Source organism: Actinoplanes sp. NPDC051537 (assembly GCF_055586105.1).
Window position 1 is genome coordinate 16,024 of record NZ_JBVJIU010000016.1, and the last position, 17,559, is coordinate 33,582.

19 protein-coding genes are annotated in these 17,559 nt (G+C 71.2%); 13 read left to right on the top strand and 6 right to left on the bottom strand.

Annotation, left to right across the window (positions count from 1 at the left end):
- Positions 1-11: 11 nt before the first annotated feature.
- Positions 12-1,415 carry a Si-specific NAD(P)(+) transhydrogenase gene (gene sthA, locus ACZ6TB_RS34005; protein WP_465561539.1) on the top strand — a complete coding sequence of 468 codons (1,404 nt, stop codon included), beginning with the start codon at positions 12-14 and terminating at the stop codon, positions 1,413-1,415.
- On the opposite strand, the gene ACZ6TB_RS34010 is transcribed toward sthA, so the two are convergent.
- Positions 1,412-2,233 (bottom strand): L,D-transpeptidase family protein, encoded by an 822-nt coding sequence (locus tag ACZ6TB_RS34010; RefSeq protein WP_465561540.1) that lies wholly within the window; start codon positions 2,231-2,233, stop codon positions 1,412-1,414. The two genes, sthA and ACZ6TB_RS34010, sit on opposite strands and share 4 nt — an antisense overlap.
- A 175-nt stretch (positions 2,234-2,408) precedes the next feature.
- Between ACZ6TB_RS34010 and ACZ6TB_RS34015 the strand changes: the two genes are divergently transcribed.
- Positions 2,409-3,044 carry a CGNR zinc finger domain-containing protein gene (locus tag ACZ6TB_RS34015; RefSeq protein WP_465561542.1) on the top strand — a complete coding sequence of 212 codons (636 nt, stop codon included), beginning with the start codon at positions 2,409-2,411 and terminating at the stop codon, positions 3,042-3,044.
- 57 nt (positions 3,045-3,101) lie between these two features.
- Positions 3,102-3,878 carry a zf-HC2 domain-containing protein gene (locus ACZ6TB_RS34020; protein WP_465561544.1) on the top strand — a complete coding sequence of 259 codons (777 nt, stop codon included), beginning with the start codon at positions 3,102-3,104 and terminating at the stop codon, positions 3,876-3,878.
- 9 nt (positions 3,879-3,887) lie between these two features.
- On the opposite strand, the gene ACZ6TB_RS34025 is transcribed toward ACZ6TB_RS34020, so the two are convergent.
- The 3 genes from ACZ6TB_RS34025 to ACZ6TB_RS34035 all read right to left on the bottom strand — a co-directional run bounded on the left by ACZ6TB_RS34025 (position 3,888) and on the right by ACZ6TB_RS34035 (position 5,111).
- Positions 3,888-4,121 (bottom strand): hypothetical protein, encoded by a 234-nt coding sequence (locus ACZ6TB_RS34025; RefSeq protein ID WP_465561545.1) that lies wholly within the window; start codon positions 4,119-4,121, stop codon positions 3,888-3,890.
- A gap of 77 nt (positions 4,122-4,198) precedes the next feature.
- On the bottom strand, positions 4,199-4,648 hold the full coding sequence (gene mscL, locus ACZ6TB_RS34030; RefSeq protein WP_465561942.1) for a large conductance mechanosensitive channel protein MscL: 450 nt from the start codon (positions 4,646-4,648) through the stop codon (positions 4,199-4,201).
- Positions 4,649-4,757: 109 nt separating this feature from the next.
- Positions 4,758-5,111, bottom strand: coding sequence for an STAS domain-containing protein (locus ACZ6TB_RS34035; RefSeq protein ID WP_203785178.1), 354 nt, complete (start codon positions 5,109-5,111; stop codon positions 4,758-4,760).
- 153 nt (positions 5,112-5,264) lie between these two features.
- Here ACZ6TB_RS34035 and ACZ6TB_RS34040 point away from each other — a divergent pair, with 153 nt between their 5' ends.
- The 9 genes from ACZ6TB_RS34040 to ACZ6TB_RS34080 all read left to right on the top strand — a co-directional run bounded on the left by ACZ6TB_RS34040 (position 5,265) and on the right by ACZ6TB_RS34080 (position 13,612).
- The gene (locus ACZ6TB_RS34040) at positions 5,265-6,113 is read left to right on the top strand and encodes an STAS domain-containing protein (RefSeq protein WP_465561547.1); all 849 of its coding nucleotides are present in this window, start codon (positions 5,265-5,267) and stop codon (positions 6,111-6,113) included.
- Position 6,114: 1 nt separating this feature from the next.
- Positions 6,115-6,540: an STAS domain-containing protein gene (locus tag ACZ6TB_RS34045; protein WP_465561548.1), complete on the top strand. Its 426-nt coding sequence runs from the start codon at positions 6,115-6,117 to the stop codon at positions 6,538-6,540.
- Positions 6,537-6,941 carry an ATP-binding protein gene (locus ACZ6TB_RS34050; RefSeq protein WP_465561550.1) on the top strand — a complete coding sequence of 135 codons (405 nt, stop codon included), beginning with the start codon at positions 6,537-6,539 and terminating at the stop codon, positions 6,939-6,941. The genes ACZ6TB_RS34045 and ACZ6TB_RS34050 overlap by 4 nt, the downstream gene beginning before the upstream one ends.
- Positions 6,938-7,969, top strand: coding sequence for a SpoIIE family protein phosphatase (locus ACZ6TB_RS34055; protein WP_465561552.1), 1,032 nt, complete (start codon positions 6,938-6,940; stop codon positions 7,967-7,969). The genes ACZ6TB_RS34050 and ACZ6TB_RS34055 overlap by 4 nt, the downstream gene beginning before the upstream one ends.
- Positions 7,966-9,312, top strand: coding sequence for an ATP-binding protein (locus ACZ6TB_RS34060; RefSeq protein ID WP_465561554.1), 1,347 nt, complete (start codon positions 7,966-7,968; stop codon positions 9,310-9,312). The genes ACZ6TB_RS34055 and ACZ6TB_RS34060 overlap by 4 nt, the downstream gene beginning before the upstream one ends.
- Positions 9,309-10,838, top strand: coding sequence for a SpoIIE family protein phosphatase (locus ACZ6TB_RS34065; protein ID WP_465561556.1), 1,530 nt, complete (start codon positions 9,309-9,311; stop codon positions 10,836-10,838). The genes ACZ6TB_RS34060 and ACZ6TB_RS34065 overlap by 4 nt, the downstream gene beginning before the upstream one ends.
- A 64-nt stretch (positions 10,839-10,902) precedes the next feature.
- Positions 10,903-11,439 (top strand): PadR family transcriptional regulator, encoded by a 537-nt coding sequence (locus ACZ6TB_RS34070; RefSeq protein ID WP_465561558.1) that lies wholly within the window; start codon positions 10,903-10,905, stop codon positions 11,437-11,439.
- Positions 11,436-12,125: an ABC transporter ATP-binding protein gene (locus tag ACZ6TB_RS34075; RefSeq protein WP_465561560.1), complete on the top strand. Its 690-nt coding sequence runs from the start codon at positions 11,436-11,438 to the stop codon at positions 12,123-12,125. The genes ACZ6TB_RS34070 and ACZ6TB_RS34075 overlap by 4 nt, the downstream gene beginning before the upstream one ends.
- A complete protein-coding gene (locus tag ACZ6TB_RS34080; RefSeq protein ID WP_465561561.1) occupies positions 12,122-13,612 on the top strand; it encodes an FtsX-like permease family protein in 1,491 nt (496 codons plus the stop codon). Before ACZ6TB_RS34075 ends, ACZ6TB_RS34080 begins: the two co-directional genes overlap by 4 nt.
- Here ACZ6TB_RS34080 and ACZ6TB_RS34085 read toward each other — a convergent pair.
- Complete coding sequence (locus tag ACZ6TB_RS34085; protein ID WP_465561563.1) at positions 13,609-15,687, bottom strand: S9 family peptidase; 2,079 nt, start codon at positions 15,685-15,687, stop codon at positions 13,609-13,611. The two genes, ACZ6TB_RS34080 and ACZ6TB_RS34085, sit on opposite strands and share 4 nt — an antisense overlap.
- Positions 15,688-15,818: 131 nt before the next feature.
- Between ACZ6TB_RS34085 and ACZ6TB_RS34090 the strand changes: the two genes are divergently transcribed.
- On the top strand, positions 15,819-16,922 hold the full coding sequence (locus ACZ6TB_RS34090) for an FAD-binding oxidoreductase (protein WP_465561565.1): 1,104 nt from the start codon (positions 15,819-15,821) through the stop codon (positions 16,920-16,922).
- 2 nt (positions 16,923-16,924) lie between these two features.
- Here ACZ6TB_RS34090 and ACZ6TB_RS34095 read toward each other — a convergent pair whose 3' ends face one another.
- Complete coding sequence (locus tag ACZ6TB_RS34095) at positions 16,925-17,539, bottom strand: dihydrofolate reductase family protein (protein WP_465561567.1); 615 nt, start codon at positions 17,537-17,539, stop codon at positions 16,925-16,927.
- Positions 17,540-17,559 lie beyond the last annotated feature (20 nt).

The following is a 17,559-nucleotide window of genomic DNA, read 5'->3' on the forward strand; positions in this document are numbered from 1 at the left end:
CGCTAAGCGATGTGTATGACTACGACCTGTTGGTGCTGGGCTCCGGGCCGAGCGGGCAGAAGGCCGCGATCGCGGCGTCGAAGCTCGGCCGTCGCGTAGGGATCATCGATCGTCGCGACATGATCGGCGGCGTCTGCATCAACACCGGCACGGTGCCGTCGAAGACGTTGCGCGAGGCCGTTCTCTACCTGACCGGCCTGAGCCAGCGCGACCTCTACGGGTCGAGCTACCGGGTCAAGGAGGAGATCACCGTCTCCGACCTGGCCGCCCGCACGCAGCACGTGATCAGCCGGCAGACCGACGTCATCCGCAACCAGCTGGCCCGCAACCACGTCGCGATGGTCACCGGCACCGGCCGGTTCGCCGACGCGCACGCGCTCTGGGTGGACGGCGGCGACGGCCGGGAAACCAAGGTCACGGCCGACAAGATCATCATCGCGGCCGGCACCCGGCCCGCCCGCCCGGACAGTGTGGACTTCGACGACCGCACGATCGTCGACTCGGACGGTGTGATCAACCTCGAGACCGTCCCGCGCAGCATGGTCGTGGTCGGCGCCGGCGTGATCGGCATGGAGTACGCGTCGATGTTCGCGGCGCTCGGCACCAAGGTCACCGTGGTCGAGCGGCGGGAGAAGATGCTCGACTTCTGCGACGACGAGATCATCGAGTCGCTGAAGTACCACCTGCGCGACCTGAGCGTGACGTTCCGGTTCGGCGAAGAGGTGGCCGCCGTCGAGAAGCACGCGACGGCCGCGCTCTGCATCCTCAAGAGCGGCAAGAAGATCGTCGCCGACACGGTCATGTACTCGGCCGGCCGGCAGGGGCAGACCGACGACCTTTCGTTGGAGGCGGCCGGCCTGGTCGCGGACCGTCGCGGGCGCATCGAGGTCGACCTCAACTACCGCACGGCGGTGGAGAGCATCTACGCTGTCGGCGACGTGATCGGCTTCCCGGCGCTGGCCTCGACCTCGATGGAGCAGGGCCGCCTGGCCGCGCACCACGCCTGTGGCGAGTCGGTCCGCGAGATGGGCTCGCTCCAGCCGATCGGCATCTACACGATTCCCGAGATCAGCTTCGTCGGGAAGACCGAGGACGAGCTGACCGATTCGTCGACGCCGTTCGAGGTCGGCATCGCGCGGTATCGCGAGCTTGCCCGGGGTCAGATCGTCGGGGACTCGTACGGGATGCTGAAGCTCTTGGTCGCTCCGGACGACGGCAAGCTGCTCGGCGTGCACGTCTTCGGGACCGGCGCCACCGAGATCGTCCACATCGGGCAGGCCGTGATGGGGTGCGGCGGCACGGTCGACTACCTGGTCGACGCGGTGTTCAACTACCCGACGCTGTCGGAGGCGTACAAGGTGGCGGCCCTGGACGCCTCCAACAAGATCCGCAACATCACCCGGATCGACGGTTAGGCGTTGTAGACCCAGACCTTGGTCTTCAGTGGCATCTTGGCCGTCGACCAGATCCAGTTGATCGCCGCGTTCGACACCCGGGCGCAGCCGTGCGAGGCCGGGTAGGGCGGGATGCTCGGCGAACCGTGCACCGCGATGCCGCCGTTGAAGTACTTCGGCCGGAACAGGTCGCCGAGCGGTCCGTGCCGCACGCCGTCGATCTGCCGGCCCATCACGAAGTGCCCGGTCGGGGTGTCGGCGAGGTAGGTCTGACCCTCGTAGTCGTAGTGCTGGTTCGAGCCGGTCGAGGTGTTGAGCGTGGCCACCACCTCGCCGTTCTTGACGAACATCAGCAGCTGCTTCGTCAGGTTGATCTCGACGAGGTAGCCGCTGCCGGCCTTCGACTTGGCCTTCGGGCGCACGCCTGCGTCGAGCGCCTTCTGAGTCTTGGGCCCGACCGTGCCGTCGCGGCCGATGCCCGCCGCCTTCTGCAGCGCGTAGACCGCCTGCTGGGTGGTGCCGCCGAACTTGCCGTCGACCTTGCCGTTCCAGTAGCCGAGGTCGGTGAGCCGCTGCTGGAGGGCGAGCACCTCGGGACCCTTCGCGCCGACCTTGAGCTTCTGCGGCTTCGCGGTCGGGGTGGGCGTCGCGGTCGGGCTCGTGCTGGGACTGGCGGTGGGGCTTGCGGAGGGCGATTCGCTCACGCTGGGTTCAACCGACGTCGGCTGTACGCTCGGAGCCGGCGCCGCCCCGGTATCGGTGGCGTCGTCCGAGTTGCAGCCCGTCGCGAGCGTGAGTGTCGCCGCGACCGCGATCGCGAGCGTCAGAGCCTTCCGCATCATGCGCTCCTCCTGTCCCACAGAGGATCATTGCCGAAAACGTCTCACAATGACCAGCAGATGGCGAATGAGATCTTTTCGCATCCGCATCGTGACCCACCGTGGCTGCTTCTCGCGGGTCTCTTCGAACGAGAGGTGGACGCGGTCATGAAAAAGAGTCAAGTACCCTTCGGCTATGTCATGGATGGCCAGCGCCCGGCACGGTGTACGCGAAGCCCCCGCCGGGCTCGCGCTCGTGCAGGATTTGCTGAACACCCGCGCGACCATGCACTACGGCTCTGATCTTCTGCTCAACCCCGATGACGCGCAGCGCTGGCTGACCGAGTCGCTGGCCACGTGGTCGCGGGTCTCCGGCCTCCCGGCGCCCACGTTGCTGATCTCCTCGACCGATCTGCGCTCGCTGCGCCGCCTGCGAACCGCCTTCGAGAACGTGATCCTGGCCGCCGGCGACGGCCGCCACGACGGCGCGCTGCCGCCCGCGGACGTGCCGGTGAGCCTGGTGCCCGACGCCGACGGCTGGGTGCGGATGGTCCCGACCGGCCGCGGCACCCGATGGCTGGCGTCCGCGCTGTGGGCCGAGGCGCTGCTGGCCCAGCAGGCGGGCCTGTGGCCGCGGCTCAAGCTGTGCCACAACACCGACTGCCGGGCCGCGTTCTTCGACACGTCCCGCAACAACAGCGGCGTCTGGCACGACGTCTCCACCTGCGGAAACACGGCCAACTTGCGAGCGTTCCGGGAGCGAAAGCGCCTGCTGGGCGGCAGCGGCGCCCAGCCCGGGCGGCCGCAGTTGCCCGGGCCCAGCATGCGCTGACGCGCCCTTCGCGCACCACCGGGGAACTTTGCGGGCGCGGCGCGCGACTATGGGTACATGGCTTGTGAGCGGTGGCGCGAGATGCTGTCTGCGCAGCTGGACGGCGAGGATGACCCGGCCGGCCGGCCGGCGGTCGATGAGCACCTGGCCGGGTGTGCCGGCTGCCGGGAGTGGCTCGACCAGGCGGCCACGGTCAACCGGTTGACCCGCATGGGTGTGGGCGCCGCGCCCGACCTCAGCGCCAGTATTCTCGCTGCCATTCCCGCCCAGGTGGCGGTCGCGCCCAAGAAGCGGTTCCCGTGGGCCACGGCGCTCTATGTCGCGCTGGCGGCGGTCGGCGCGGTGCAGCTGATTCTGGGGCTGGGGCAGGTCGGCGGGGGCGTGGCCGGCACCCACGTGCACGCGCCGGGGCTGGATGCCACGCCGGGACATCTGTGGCACGAGTCGGCGGCCTGGAACGTGGCCGTCGGGGCCGGGTATCTCTTCATCGCGCTGCGTCGCAGCCGGCCCTCGGGGCTGGTGCCGATGCTCACGGCCTTCGTCGGGATGTTGCTGCTGCTCTCGGTCAACGACCTGACCGGCGGGCGGGTCGACTCCACCCGGCTGGTCAGCCACGGCTTCGTCATCGGAGGATATCTGCTGGTCGTGGCCCTCACCCGGATTCCGGGCGGCTTTGCCGCTCCGCCGGGATTGCGCTCTACCGGCGGCTGGTCGGGCTGGCGGGCGCGCTTCGGCGATGACGACGAGGGAGAGCCGGTCTTCCGGCCGGGGCTGCGTCTGGTGCCCCGCGGCCCGATGACCGCGGAGCACGACGAGCATCGCCCGGCCGCATAGGGAGCTGGATCAGCGGGCCGGCGGGCGGATGGAGAGCTCGCGCCACTCGTCGGGGCCGGCCAGCAGGGCGCGGACGGTGTCCAGGGCCGCTTCCTCGCTCTCGTACTCGAAGAAGTGGGAGACGCCGTCGGCGCCGCCCGCGCGCTGCTCCACATACCACTGGTCGCCGCTCACCCGCAGGTATACGTCCTTGCGGGCGATGCGGCCCCATTTGCCGTTCCACCAGTGCTTACGCTGCTCCATCCCGGCACTGTATCGAACATTTGTTCGAGACACGCCGGGTCTGGATGATCTTTTTCGCAGCGTGCCCAAGGCACCGGTCAGCGCGGCGGCTCCTGGTCCCGGTTCAGGATGTCGTTCACGGCGCCGCGCTGCGCACCGGACGCGCCGGCGCCCTGCGCGAGCAGGTCGCGGATCTGGGTGAGCAGCACGATGTCCTCGCTGGGCGCCTTCGGCGGCGGCTCCTCGCCGCGACGGCGCCGCTCGGCCAGCACGTTGAGGGGCATGACGACCAGGAAGTAGAGGACGGCCGCGGTGATCAGGAAGGTGATGATCGCGTTGAGGAAGGTGGCGTAGTCGAAGGCGACGCCGCGGACCTTCCAGGTGCCGGCGCTCATGCCCTTGCCGCCACCCATCAGCTGGATGAGCGGCTTGATGAAGCCGTTGGTGAACGCGGTCACCACGGTGGTGAACGCGGCGCCGATGACGATGCCGACCGCGAGGTCGACGACGTTGCCGCGCATGATGAAGTCTTTGAAGCCTTGGAACATCTTGTTCACGAGCACACTCCAGCACGCCGAGGGGGTGATCCGTCGTCCGGCAGCAGGTTCCCACCACCGGTCGGCGACAAACTACGCCGATCGGGGTAACTGGAGAAAGTCAGTCGAGGGCCGGCTCTTGCGCGGCGACCGCCTCGTCGACCGTCGGATAGGTGCGCAGCACCTCGACGAGGCCACTGACCTCGAGGATGCGCAGCACCCCGCGCTGCGGTGCGGCCAGGCGCACGGTGCCGCCGGCGTCGTCGGTGCTGTTCTTGGCCCGGACGAAGACCGACAGGCCGGTGGAGTCGCAGAACGAGACCTCGGCCAGGTCGAAGACCAGCCGGGTGCGCCCCTTCTCCAGCAGGTCACTGATCTGGTCCTGCAGCTGGGGCGCGGTGGCCATGTCGAGCTCGCCCGCCACCGACACGACGACCATGTCGGCGCGCTGTTCCGTTTGTACCGTCAGGGACATTCAGGACCTCCAGATATGTGCTGAACGGTACTCCAGGTCACCCCGGAAGGGCAGGACGGGGGGCTGACCTTGGTGCTTAGTTGGCTTACAGCAACTATTGAACCCGCCGGTGATAGAGTCCGCGCGGTTGCGTACGAAGGTAGGGGAGTCAGCGTGGCGCTGAGCGCGGAAGAGGCAGGTCGCTTCGCCGTCCTGCTGGAAGAGAACGAGGCCGCTCTGGTCGGGACGTGGACCGATCGGGTCGCCGAGGGCCTGCGGGGCCGGCTGAGCCGTACGGAGCTGCAGCGTCAGACCTCCGACCTGCGTAAAGGCTTCCAGGCGGCGTTCGCCGGCGGGGCCACCGATCTGCACCAGGAGCCGGCCGACGAGCTGCGCGCCCAGCTCAGCGAGCTGTCCACCGGCCGGGCTCGGCAGGGCTTCAGCGCCACCGAGACGGCGGTCAGCGTCTTCTCCTTCAAGGAGGCGCTGCTCGGGGTCATGGACGGCGGCGACGCCGGCAACCTGCGGGACTATGTCGCCCTTTCGGGTTTCGTCGACCAGGCGGCGCTGTTCACCTTCGACACCTACGTGCGCGTACGCGAAGGGCTGATCGCCGACCAGGCCGAGCAGCTGCTCGAGCTCTCCACCCCGGTGGTCAAGCTCTGGGAGGGCGTGGTCGCCGTCCCGCTGGTCGGCACGCTCGACTCGGCGCGGGCCCAGGTGGTCATGGAACGGCTGCTGCAGACGCTGGTGGACACCGGCTCGCCGTACGCGATCATCGACATCACCGGCGTGCCGGCCGTCGACACCCAGGTCGCCCAGCACATCCTCAAGACCGTGGTGGCCGCCCGCCTGATGGGCGCCGACTGCATCATCTCCGGCATCCGGCCGCAGATCGCCCAGACGATCGTGGCCCTCGGCATCGAGTTCGGTGACATCGCGACCAAGGCGTCGCTCGCCGACGCGCTGCGCTACGTGCTCGGCAAGACGGGCTCGAATGCCCGCAAGTCCAAGGAGCGCTGACGTGGAGCGGGTTCCGGTCCTCAAGATCGGCGACATTCTCCTGGTCTCCATCCAGATCGACATGGAGGACCAGGTCGCCCTGCAGCTGCAGGAGGACCTCGCCGAGCGGATCGTGGCCACCAGTTGCCACGGCGTGATCATCGACATCAGCGCGCTCGACATCGTCGACTCGTTCGTGGGCCGCACGCTGGCCACGATCGCCTCGATCTCCCGGGTGCTGGATGCCGAGACCGTGGTCGTCGGCATGCGCCCGGCCGTGGCGATCACCCTGGTCGAGCTGGGCCTCTCGCTGCCCGGCATCCGCACCGCCCTCAACGTCGAGCTCGGCATGGCCCTGCTCGCCCGCGACCGGTACGACGACGTGGAACTGGACGCCGACGCCGCCGACGACGAGGACGCCGGCCCGGCCGCGGTGCCTCAGTCGTGAGTGATTCGGCCGAGCGGATCGCGGTCACCACCGACCAGGACGTCGTGCGGGTACGGCAGCTCGTGCGTACCGTCGCGGTGGCGGTCAAGCTCTCCCTGGTCGACCAGACCAAGCTGGTGACGGCCGCGAGCGAGCTCGCCCGCAACACGCTGGTCTACGGCGGCGGTGGCGCGGTCGACGTCGCGCGGGTCGACAACGGGCGCCGGCAGGGCATCCGGATCGTCTTCGCCGACGAAGGCCCGGGCATCGCCGACCTGGATCTGGCCCTCACCGACGGCTATACGACCGGCGGTGGCCTGGGGCTAGGGTTGAGCGGCGCGCGGCGGCTGGTCGACGAGTTCGACATCGACACCGCCGTGGGCCGGGGTACAACGATTACCGTCACCAAGTGGTGCCGATGAACGGAGGCACGGTGGCGTCGCTACCCGAAGGACTCCTCGACGGAGGTGTCTGGTTCCGGGTCGAGGCGGCCGCCACAGCTTCCGCTGTCCGTCGCACGGCCGAGCGGCTGGCCAACCATCTCGGCCTGCCCGAGCAGCGGACGGCCGACCTGTCGATCGTGGCCGCCGAGGCGGCGGGAAACCTGGCCAAGCACGCCGACGAGGGCGCGCTGCTGGTCCGGGCGGTGCGCACCGAGCAGCAGGCCGGCGTCGAGATCGTCGCGATCGACCGCGGGCCGGGGATGGCCGACCTGGCGCATTCGGTCGGCGATGGGCATTCCACGGCCGGCACGCTCGGCATCGGCCTCGGCGCGATCGTCCGTCAGTCGTCGTGGTCGGACCTCCATTCCGTACCGGGCAAGGGAACCGTCCTGATCGCCCAGGTCTGGTCCGCCGCTCCGCCGCCGCCCGCCTGGGCCGCCGGGGTGACCCGCCCGCTCACCGGCGAGTCGGTGAGCGGCGACGCCTTCGCCGTCCGCGAGTCGGACGGCCGGCGCCAGGTGCTGATGTGCGACGGGCTGGGGCACGGCGGTCTCGCGGCGGCGGCTTCACACGAGGCGGTACGCGTGTTCGCCGAGACGCCATCGGCCCCGCCCGCCGCGGTCGTCGAGGCGCTGCACCGGAAGCTGAACCACACCCGCGGCGCCGCGCTGGCCGTGGCCGAGCTCGATCCGGAGGCCGGCCTGGTGCGCTACGCGGGCCTCGGCAACATCGCCGGCACCGTGCTCGCCTCGGACGGCAGCCGCCGCGGGATGATCTCGCTGCCCGGCATCGCCGGTCACCAGCGGCGCCAGATCCGGCAGTACGACTACCCGATCGCCCCGGACTCGGTCGTGCTCATGCACAGCGACGGCGTGGTCGACCGCTGGAACCTGCTCGACTACCCCGGCCTGCTGGCCCATTCGGCCGCCGTGATCGCCGCGACCGTGCTGCGCGACGCGGGTGTCCGCCGTGACGATGCCGGCGTCCTGGTGGCGCGCTTGCCATGACCGACGCCGCCGAGCCGCTGACCAGGATGCGCCTGCGGGTGGAGCAGGATGTCTTCGTGGTGCGTCAGCTCGGCCGCGAGGTCGCCCGCGCGGTCGGCATGGAGCAACAGGACCAGACCCGCATCGCGACCGCGCTGAGCGAGGTGGGCCGGGTGATGGTCGCCGGCGGCCGGGTCGCCGAGGTGACGTTCGTCGCGGAGCCGAACGGGGTACCAACCTTGCGGGTGACGGTGGTGGACCCGCTGCCCGGTGGCGCGACCGATGTCGGCGCGCAGCTTGGACAGGTCGGCCGCCTGGTCGACGCGTTGGAGGTCGGCGATGGTGAGACCGGCACGGTGGTCCGGATGGCTCGACGGTTGCCCGCGAGCGCCCCTAGGTTGACCCCGGAACGCATGGAGGAGATCCGTACCGGGCTGGCCGAGCACGTGCCGGGCACCCCGCTGGACGAGCTGAGCGTCCAGAACCAGCAGCTCATCGCCGCCCTCGATGAGGTGCGAGCGCAGCGCGACGACCTGGCCCGGCTGAACGCCGAGCTGGAGGAGACCAACCGCGGCGTGATGGCCCTCTATCACCAGCTCTCCGACGAGCTGGAGGAGACCAACCGCGGGGTGGTGGCGCTCTACGCCGAGCTGGACGAGAAATCGGTGCAGCTGCGGACGGCGAGCGAGGCCAAGAGCCGGTTCCTGGCCAACGTGAGCCACGAGCTGCGCGCCCCGGTGACCGCGGTGATCGGGCTGGCCCGGCTGCTCAACGACCCGTCGTCCGAGCCACTGGCGTCCGAGCAGCGCCGTCAGGTCGAGCTGATCAGTGGTTCCGCGGTCGACCTGCTGGCCCTCGTCAACGACCTGCTCGACCTGGCCAAGGCGGAAGCGGGCCGGATCGAGCCGGAGTGGGCCGACGTCGACCTGCGGGCCGTCTTCGGCCAGCTGCGCGGCACGCTGCGGCCGCTCGCCACCCGCTCCGAGGTCGACTTCGTGGTCGAGGAGCCGCCGATGCCCACCCTGCGCACCGACGAGGTGCTGCTCGCCCGGGTGCTGCGCAACCTGCTGACCAACGCGATCAAGTTCACGGCCGAGGGCGAGGTGCGCCTGTCCGGCCGGCTGGTCGACGGCGACGTCGAGTTCGTCGTCGCGGACACCGGCACGGGCATCCCGGCCGAGCTGCACGAGCGGATCTTCGAGGAGTTCTACCAGGTCCCGGGCAGCCAGGCGATCAGCGGCAAGGGCACCGGGCTGGGGCTGCCCTACGCACGGCGGCTGGTCACGATCCTCGGCGGCGGCCTGCGGGTCACCTCCGAGCCGGGCGTGGGCAGCTCCTTCGCGGTACGGCTGCCGGCGTCATGACCGCGGCCACCGTCCTCGTCGTCGATGACAGTGCCACCAAGCGATACCTGCTGGTCAGCTGGCTCACCCGGGCCGGCTTCACGGTCCGCCAGGCGGAGACCGGCGGCGAGGCGCTGACGATGCTGCCGGGCTCGGGCGTCGATCTCGTCGTGCTCGACGTGAAGCTGCCGGACATGAGCGGCTTCGACGTCTGCGAGAGGATCAAGACCGATCCGGCGTACGGTGTGGTGCCCGTCATCCACGTGTCGGCTCACGCGGTCGACGTCAGTGACCGCACCCAGGGCCTGAACCGTGGCGCCGACGCGTACCTGGTCGAGCCCATCGAGCCGGACGAGCTGATCGCCACCTGCCAGTCCGTGCTGCGCTACTACTCGGCCCGCCGCCGGGCCGAGTTCCTGGCCGCCCGCCTGGTCCGCCTGGCCGAGGCCACTCTGGAGATCAACTCGGCGTCCACGCTGTCCGGCCTGCTCTCCGCGGCCGCCGCCGGCGCGCACGACATCTTCGGGAGCCCGGTGGTCGTGGTGGCCGAGAGCGCCGAGGGCAGCAGTCTCGCCGCGTACGGCTCGCCGCCGGTGGTCCGCTCCTGGTCGCCGGCCGAGCGCAACCTGTCGGTCGGCTCGCTGGTGCGCACCGACCAGCCGGCCGACTGGAACGTGGTCGAGTGGCCGTCCGGCGAGACCGTGGCGGTGGCCGCGGCCCGGCTGCGCATCGACCGCCCGCCCGTCTACGTGGCCGTGCCGAGCAGCTCGCAGACCCCGGGCTTCCCGGTGCTGCGCCAGCTCTCCCAGGCGGTCGCGGCCGCGGTCGAGGCCCAGCGGTCGTACGACGAGGAGCACCGGATCGCGGTCACGCTCCAGCGCAGCCTGCTGCAGTCGCGGCTGCCCGTGGTGCCCGGCGTCGAGATGGCCGTGCGCTACATGCCGGCCGGCTCGCAGACCGAGGTGGGCGGCGACTTCTACGAGGTCACCACCCTCGGGGGCGAGCTGCTGGTGGCCATCGGCGACGTGGCCGGCCACTCGCTGCACGCCGCCACGGTGATGGCCGAGGTGCGGCACGCCGTTCGCGCGTACGCGGTCGAGGGCCACTCGCCGGGCCGGGTCCTCGACCTGGTCAACCGGTTCATGCGCACGGTGCTGCCGGCCGACTCGGCGACGATCTGCCTGCTCACGCTCGACCCCGCGACCGGCACCGTGCGGATGGCCGGCGCCGGCCACCTGCCGCCGCTGCTGCACACCGCGGACGGGGTCAGCTTCCTCCAGCCGGGCGGCACCCTGCTCGGCATCAACGCGCCGCGCCCGCCCGACCTCGAGTTCGTGCTGCCGCCCGGGGGCACGCTCGTGCTCTACACCGACGGGCTGGTCGAGCGCCGCGACGCCGACATCGACGTCGGCCTGGCCGCCCTGCAGCGGGCGTCGGCCGAGGTCGAGGACGAGCTCGACGACTTCTGCGACCGGCTGTTGCTGCAGCTCGGCGCGGCCGGGCAGGCCGATGACGACGTCGCCGTGGTCGCCCTCCGCCGGGGCTGAGATCTCGCGCGCCGCAAGGTCGGGGGCTTGACGACCACTATTCACTCATTGAATAGTGGTCGCCATGTCCACGGCCCACGTCCTCCTCGGCCTCCTCGCCGGCGGCCCGCGGCACGGCTACGAGCTGAAGCGGGCGCACGACGAGCGCCTGCCCCAGGCCAAGCCGCTGGCCTTCGGCCAGGTCTACGCCACCCTCGGCCGGCTCGAGCGGGACGGCTACGTCGTCGAGTCCGGCCAGGAACGTGAGGGCGGCCCCGACCGTACGTCCTATGCGCTCACCGACGACGGCCGCCGGCACCTCGACGCCTGGCTCACCACCGTCGAGCCGCCCGCGCCGTTCGTGACCAGCGAGCTGTTCAGCAAGGTGATCGTCGCGCTGCTCGCCGCCGACGCCGAGCGCGCCCGCGACTACCTGGTCGCCCAGCGCACCGCCCACATGGGCCGCATGCGCGAGCTCACCACCGCCAAGACCGCGTCCGGGGCGAGCGTCGGCGACGTGGTCGCCGCCGACTTCTCCCTCGGGCACCTTCAGGCCGACCTGCGCTGGCTGGACACCACGCTGACCCGGGTCGCCGACATGCAGAAGGAAGTGACGAAGTGAGCGCACTGATCAGCGGGACCGGCATCGTCCGCAACTACGGCGCCACCCCGGCGCTGCGTGGCGTCGATCTCGAGGTGGCGGCCGGTGAGATCGTCGCGGTCACCGGGCCCAGCGGCTGCGGCAAGTCGACGCTGCTGCACTGCCTGGCCGGCATCCTGCGGGTCGACGCCGGCACGGTCACCTACCGCGACCAGGACATCGGGCTCTGGTCCGAGGCGGCGCGGTCCCGGCTGCGGCGCACCGAGTTCGGCGTGCTGTTCCAGTTCGGCCAGCTGGTGCCCGAGCTGACCGCGGCCGAGAACGTCGCCCTGCCGCTGCTTCTCGCCGGTTCGGGGCGGCGAGAGGCACGGCAGGCGGCGCTCGGTTGGCTCGAGCGGCTGGGCGTGGCCGACCTCGCCGAGCAGCGGCCCGGCGCCATGTCCGGCGGCCAGCAGCAGCGCTGCGCGGCGGCCCGGGCGCTGGTCACCGAGCCGCGGGTGCTGTTCGCCGACGAGCCGACCGGCGCGCTCGACGTGCTCACCGGCGAGCAGGTGCTCGGCGAGATCGTCGGGGTGGCGCGCGAGCGGGACATGGCGGTCGTCCTGATCACCCACGAGACGACCGTCGCGGCGTACGCGGACCGCGAGATCACCCTGCGCGACGGCGTCCTCGATCCCTCCGGCCTCGGCCTGGGCGTGATCCGGTGAGAGCATCCACGCTGGCCCGCCTCGCGGTGGCCGGCAACCGCACCGATGTGCTGCGGACCGTCCTCACCGCGGTGAGCGCCCTGCTCGCGACGGTCGCGATGCTCTGCGCCGCCACGGTTCTCACGATCCAGGGCTGGGCCGACCGGTACACGAACGAGCTGCTCGTCGAGCCCGGCCTGCGCCCGGGCGTGGCGGCCACGTTCGTGCTGGTCGCGCTGCCGGTGCTGGCGCTGGCCGGCCAGTGCATCCGGCTCGGCGCCCCGGCCCGCGACCGGCGGCTGGCGGCGATCCGGCTGGCCGGGGCGACGCCACGCGAGGCGGTGTTGATCGCGACCGCCGAGACGGCCGTCGCAAGCCTGCTCGGCTCGGTCGCCGGGCTGGTCGCCTACGTCGTCGCCCACCGGCTGCTCGACCGGCCGGACCGGAACGGCCTGCGGGTCCTGCCGACGGACGTCTTCCCGCCGGCGCCGGTCGCGGTGATCCTGGTGCTGCTGGTGCCGGTGCTGGCCGCGGTGATCGGCGCGCTGCTGATGCGCCGGGTCATCGTCACGCCGCTCGGCGTGGTGCGGCGGAGCCGCAAGCGCGGCCCGCGGCCCTGGCCGGGCCTGCTGATCGCGGCCGGCCTGGTGCTGTTCGCCGTGCCGACGCAGGAGCGCTTCCACATCGCCTCGTCGAAGAACGTGGCCTATCTCTTCCTCGGCGGCGGCACCGTGCTGACCATGGCGGGCGTGGTGCTCGGCGTCGGGTGGATCTCGTACACGAGTGGGCGGCTGCTTCGGCGGTACGGCCGCGGGCCGGCCACGCTGCTCGCCGGCCAGCGCCTGATCACCGACCCGTGGAACGGCAGCCGCACGATGGCCGCGCTGCTCGTCGCCGTGATCGCCGGGTCGATCGCGCTCGCCTACCGGGCGCTGCTCGCCACCCAGTTCCTCTCCTACGACCTCTTCAACCGCCTGATGGGCTACACCGACGGCGAGGGGGTGGGCGCCGGCGGCGAACCCGGCTTCTACTTCGGCGCGATCCGCCTGGTCATGGTGGCGGTCGGGCTGAGCGCGGCGGTCGCGGCGGCCGGGCTCCTGGTGGCGCTGGTCGAGGGCGTCGTAGCTCGCCGGCGGACGTACGCCTCCCTGACCGCGGCCGGCGTCCCCCGCCGCACCCTCGGCGCCGCCCTGCTCTGGCAGACGCTGACGCCGATGGTCCCGGCGCTGCTGCTCGCCCTCGGCACCGGGGACGCGCTGGTCCGGCTGATCCAGACCGACTTCGACCTCCAGCGCGAGTACGCGAGCTGCCTGGCCACGCCGGAGACCGCGGACCATTGCATCCCGCTCGCGACCCTGCACGCGCCGCTGGTGCTGCGCGTCCCCATCCCGTGGGCCGACCTCGGGCTGCTCGGCGCGGGGGCGGTGCTCGGGGTGCTGGTGGCGGTCGGCGCCGGAGTGCTCGTGCTGCGCTCCAGCACCGACCTCGAGGAGCTGCGGATCGGTTAAGCGGCGCCCATCACGTCCAGGGACCAGGCGACCACGAAGGCCTCCTCCTTCCACGAGTCGTACCGGCCGCTCGGACCGCCGTGCCCGGCGCCCATCTCGGTCTTGAGGAGATAGGTGCCGTCGGGGGCCACGGCGCGCAGCCGGGCGACCCACTTGGCCGGCTCGTGGTAGAGCACGCGGGTGTCGTTGAGGCTGGTCACCGCCAGGATCTTGGGGTAGGCCAGCTTCGCGACGTTCTCGTACGGGCTGTACGACTTCATGTAGGCGTACACCTCGGTCGACTCGATCGGGTTGCCCCACTCCTCCCACTCGGTGACCGTCAGCGGCAGCGACGGGTCGAGGATGGAGGTCAGCGGGTCGACGAACGGCACCTGGGCCACGATGCCGGCGAAGTCGTCGGGCGCCAGGTTCGCGATCGCGCCCATCAGCAGGCCGCCGGCCGAGCCGCCGCGCGCCACCAGCCGCGCCGCCGTGGTCCAGCCCTTGGTGACCAGGGCCTCGGCGCAGGCGATGAAGTCGGTGAACGTGTTCTTCTTGGTCAGCATCTTGCCGTCCTCGTACCACCGGCGGCCCATCTCGCCGCCGCCGCGGACGTGCGCGATGGCGAAGACGACACCCCGGTCGAGCAGGGACAGACGGGCGATCGAGAAGTACGGGTCGATGCTGTGCTCGTAGGAGCCGTAGCCGTACAGCATCGCCGGCGCCGAGCCGTCCCGCTGCACGCCCTTGCGCGCCACGATCGAGATCGGCACCTTGGTGCCGTCGGCGGCCCGCGCCCACTCCCGGAACTGCTCGTAGTCGGCCGGGTCGTAGCCGCCGAGCACCGGCTTCTGCTTGCGCAGCGTCATCTGCCGGGTCACCAGGTCGACGTCGTAGACCGAGTCGGGCGTGACCATCGAGGTGTAGCTGATCCGGACCGTGCCCGTGTCGTACTCCGGGTTCCCGGTGAGGCCGACGCTGTAGAGCGGCTCCGGGAACGGCATGTCGTACGAGTCGGTGCTGCCGTCGCCCATCACCCGCAACCCGGTCAGCCCGTCGCGGCGCTGCGAGATCACGATGTGCCGGGCGAACGCGTCGACCGCCTCGAGCCGGATGCCGGGCTGGTGCGGGATCAGCTCGACCCACTCGCCGGGGCTGTCCGCCGACGTGTACGCGAGCGCGAAGTCCTCGGCGTTCTTGTTGTGCAGGATCAGGAACCGGTGGCCGTGGTGCTCGATCGAGTACTCGACGCCCTGCTCCCGCTCGCGGATCACCACGGGCTCGGTCGTCGGCGACTCGGCCGGGATGACCCGTACCTCCGAAGTGATCTTGCTTTGGGTGTCGACGACGATGAACTTCTCGCTGCGGGTCAGCTCGACGCCGACCCAGAAGCGCTCGTCCGGCTCCTCGAAGACCTGGACGTCGTCGGCCGCCGGCTTGCCCACGGTGTGCCGCCACACCCGGTACGGCCGCCAGGCGTCGTCGACGGTGATGTAGAACAGCTCGCTGCCGTCGGCCGACCACGCCGTGCCGTAGAACGTGTCGGGCACCTCGTCCGGCAGCACCTCGCCGGTCGCCAGGTTCTTGACCCGCAACGTGAAGCGCTCGTCGCCGGCGAAGTCGGTGGAGTAGGCGAGCCAGTTCCCGTCCGGGCTGACGTCGAAGGTGCCGAGCGCGAAGAAGTCCTTGCCCTCGGCCAGCGCGTTGCCGTCGAGCAGCACCTCCTCGCCGGGCTTGTCGTCGCCGGTCGGCGGGTCGGTCTCGCCGGGCCGGACCGCGACCCGGCAGTGGATGCCGTACTGCTTGCCCTCGACCGTGCGCGTGTAATACCAGTGGCCGCCCTTGCGGCTGGGCACCGAGAGGTCGGTCTCCAGGGTGCGGCCCTTGATCTCCTGGAAGACGGTGTCGCGGAGCCCGGCCAGGTGCTCGGTCGCCCTCTCCGTCCAGGCGTTCTCGGCCTCGAGGTAAGCGATGGTCTGCGGGTCTTCCTTGTCGGCGAGCCACGCGTACTCGTCGGTCACGGTGTCGCCGTGGAAGGTGCGCTCGCTCGGGACCTGGCGGACCGTGGGCGGCGTGTCGGGCTTGTCGGAAGTCACGGGAGCTACGTTACCGGCCTAGCTGCGGAGACAGACATTTTTCGGGCGCGGGAGAGACCGGGCGTTCGAACACCTGTACGATATGCCAGAGTGGACGATCTTAGAGCTTGTCGATCTTTTGGGATTTACGCGTGACTGACCGGTTGCTCGATGCGCTTGTGGACATCTGTGGGCCCGACTACGCGCGGGCGGCCCGCTCGATCGACGAGGTCGGCGGCTCCCGCGCCCGATACGTCGCGGTGCCGGCGACCAACCAGGCGGTCGCCGACGTGCTGCGGCTCGCGATCGACGAGGGACTCGCGGTGGTGCCGCGCGGTTCCGGGAGCAAGATCGATTGGGGTACGCCGCGGTCCGGCGCCGACCTGATCATCGATACCGGGCGGCTCAACGGCCTGTGGAACCACGACGTCGACGGCCGGACGGTCGAGGTCGCGGCCGGCACGCCGGTGCGCTCACTCCAGGCCGCCCTCGCGCTGCGTGGCCAGCGGCTCGCGGCCGACCCGCCGTCCCGGACGGCCACCGTCGGCGGCATGCTCGCGGTCAACGAGTCCGGCCCGCTGCGGCACCGCTTCGGCACCGCGGCCGAGCAGGTCGACCGGGTGTCCTATGTCGATGTCGCCGGCCACCTCGCGGAGTCCGACGGCGAGGGCGACCGGCCCGGCCTCGCCGAGATCGCCGGCGTGCTCACTTCGGCCGTGGTCCGACTCCAGGCGGCGCCGGCCGCGCGTCGCTGGGTGACGAGGGACGTCGCGAGCCCGCTGCAGGCGGCCAAGCTCGCGGGCGAGGCCGCCGGGCACGGGGTCAGCGCCGTCGAGGCCGATCTGCCGGCCGACGGCCGGGGCACGATCTCGGCGTTGTTCGAGGATGCCGACGCCGGCTCGCTCGCCGCGGAGTGGGGAGTTCCGGTCGCGCCGGTCGCGCCGCGCTGGTGGGGGCAGTACCCGTTCGGCCGGGGCGACGTCGCGCTGCGCCTCGCGGTGTCGCCGGCCCACCTCGCCGCCGCCGTCTACGCCCTGGCCGACGCGCTCGGCGGGCCGGTGCCCGTGCGTGGGTCGGCCGGGATCGGCAACGTGGTCGCGGTGCTGCCCGGCTCGCTGCCGGCCGAGCGGCTCGAGCAGGTCATGGAGACGGTGCGGCACGTGCTGATGGCCCGTGACGGCCGGGCCGTGCTGATGGCGGCGCCGCTCGACCTGGCCGGCCGGGTCGACATGGCCGCGCCGCACGAGTTCTTCTAGGTCTACCGGACTCGTTCCGGGCGCCGGGACGCCGCCGTCGACGGGTGCCGCTCGGGGAGCGGGGTGTTGCCCACCGCGTATGTGAGATAGGCGAAGCGGCCGACCTGGGCCGAGCCGGTCAGGATGAGCTCCCGGGCGCTCAGGTGGCGCGGCAGCAGCGGCGCACCGCGGCCGAGCAGCACCGGCGCGATGCCGAGGATGATCTCGTCGAGCAGGCCCCGGTCGACGAACTGGCCGACCAGATCGCCCCCGCCGACCAGCCAGACGTTCTTGCCCTTGGCCGCCACCAGCATGGCCTCGTGCACCCGCTGGACGTCGCCGCTGACCATGAAGACGTTGGCGTCCGGCACCAGGGGCAGCTCGCGATTGCCGAACACCCAGCACGGCACCTCGCCGTACAGGTCGTGCCAGTTCTGCGGCTTGTTCAGCACGTCGTCGTTGCGGAGCACCCACTCGTACGTGTTGGCGCCCATGGCGAACGCGCCCACTCCGGCGAAGAACCCGCCGAACGGGTTCTCGGCGCCGCCGTCGACGTCGAAGAGCCAGTCGAGCGAATTGTTCTCGTCGGCGATGTATCCGTCGATGCTCGTCGCCGTGTAGTACTGAGTTTTCGCCATGTGACCCACCATGCCACGAT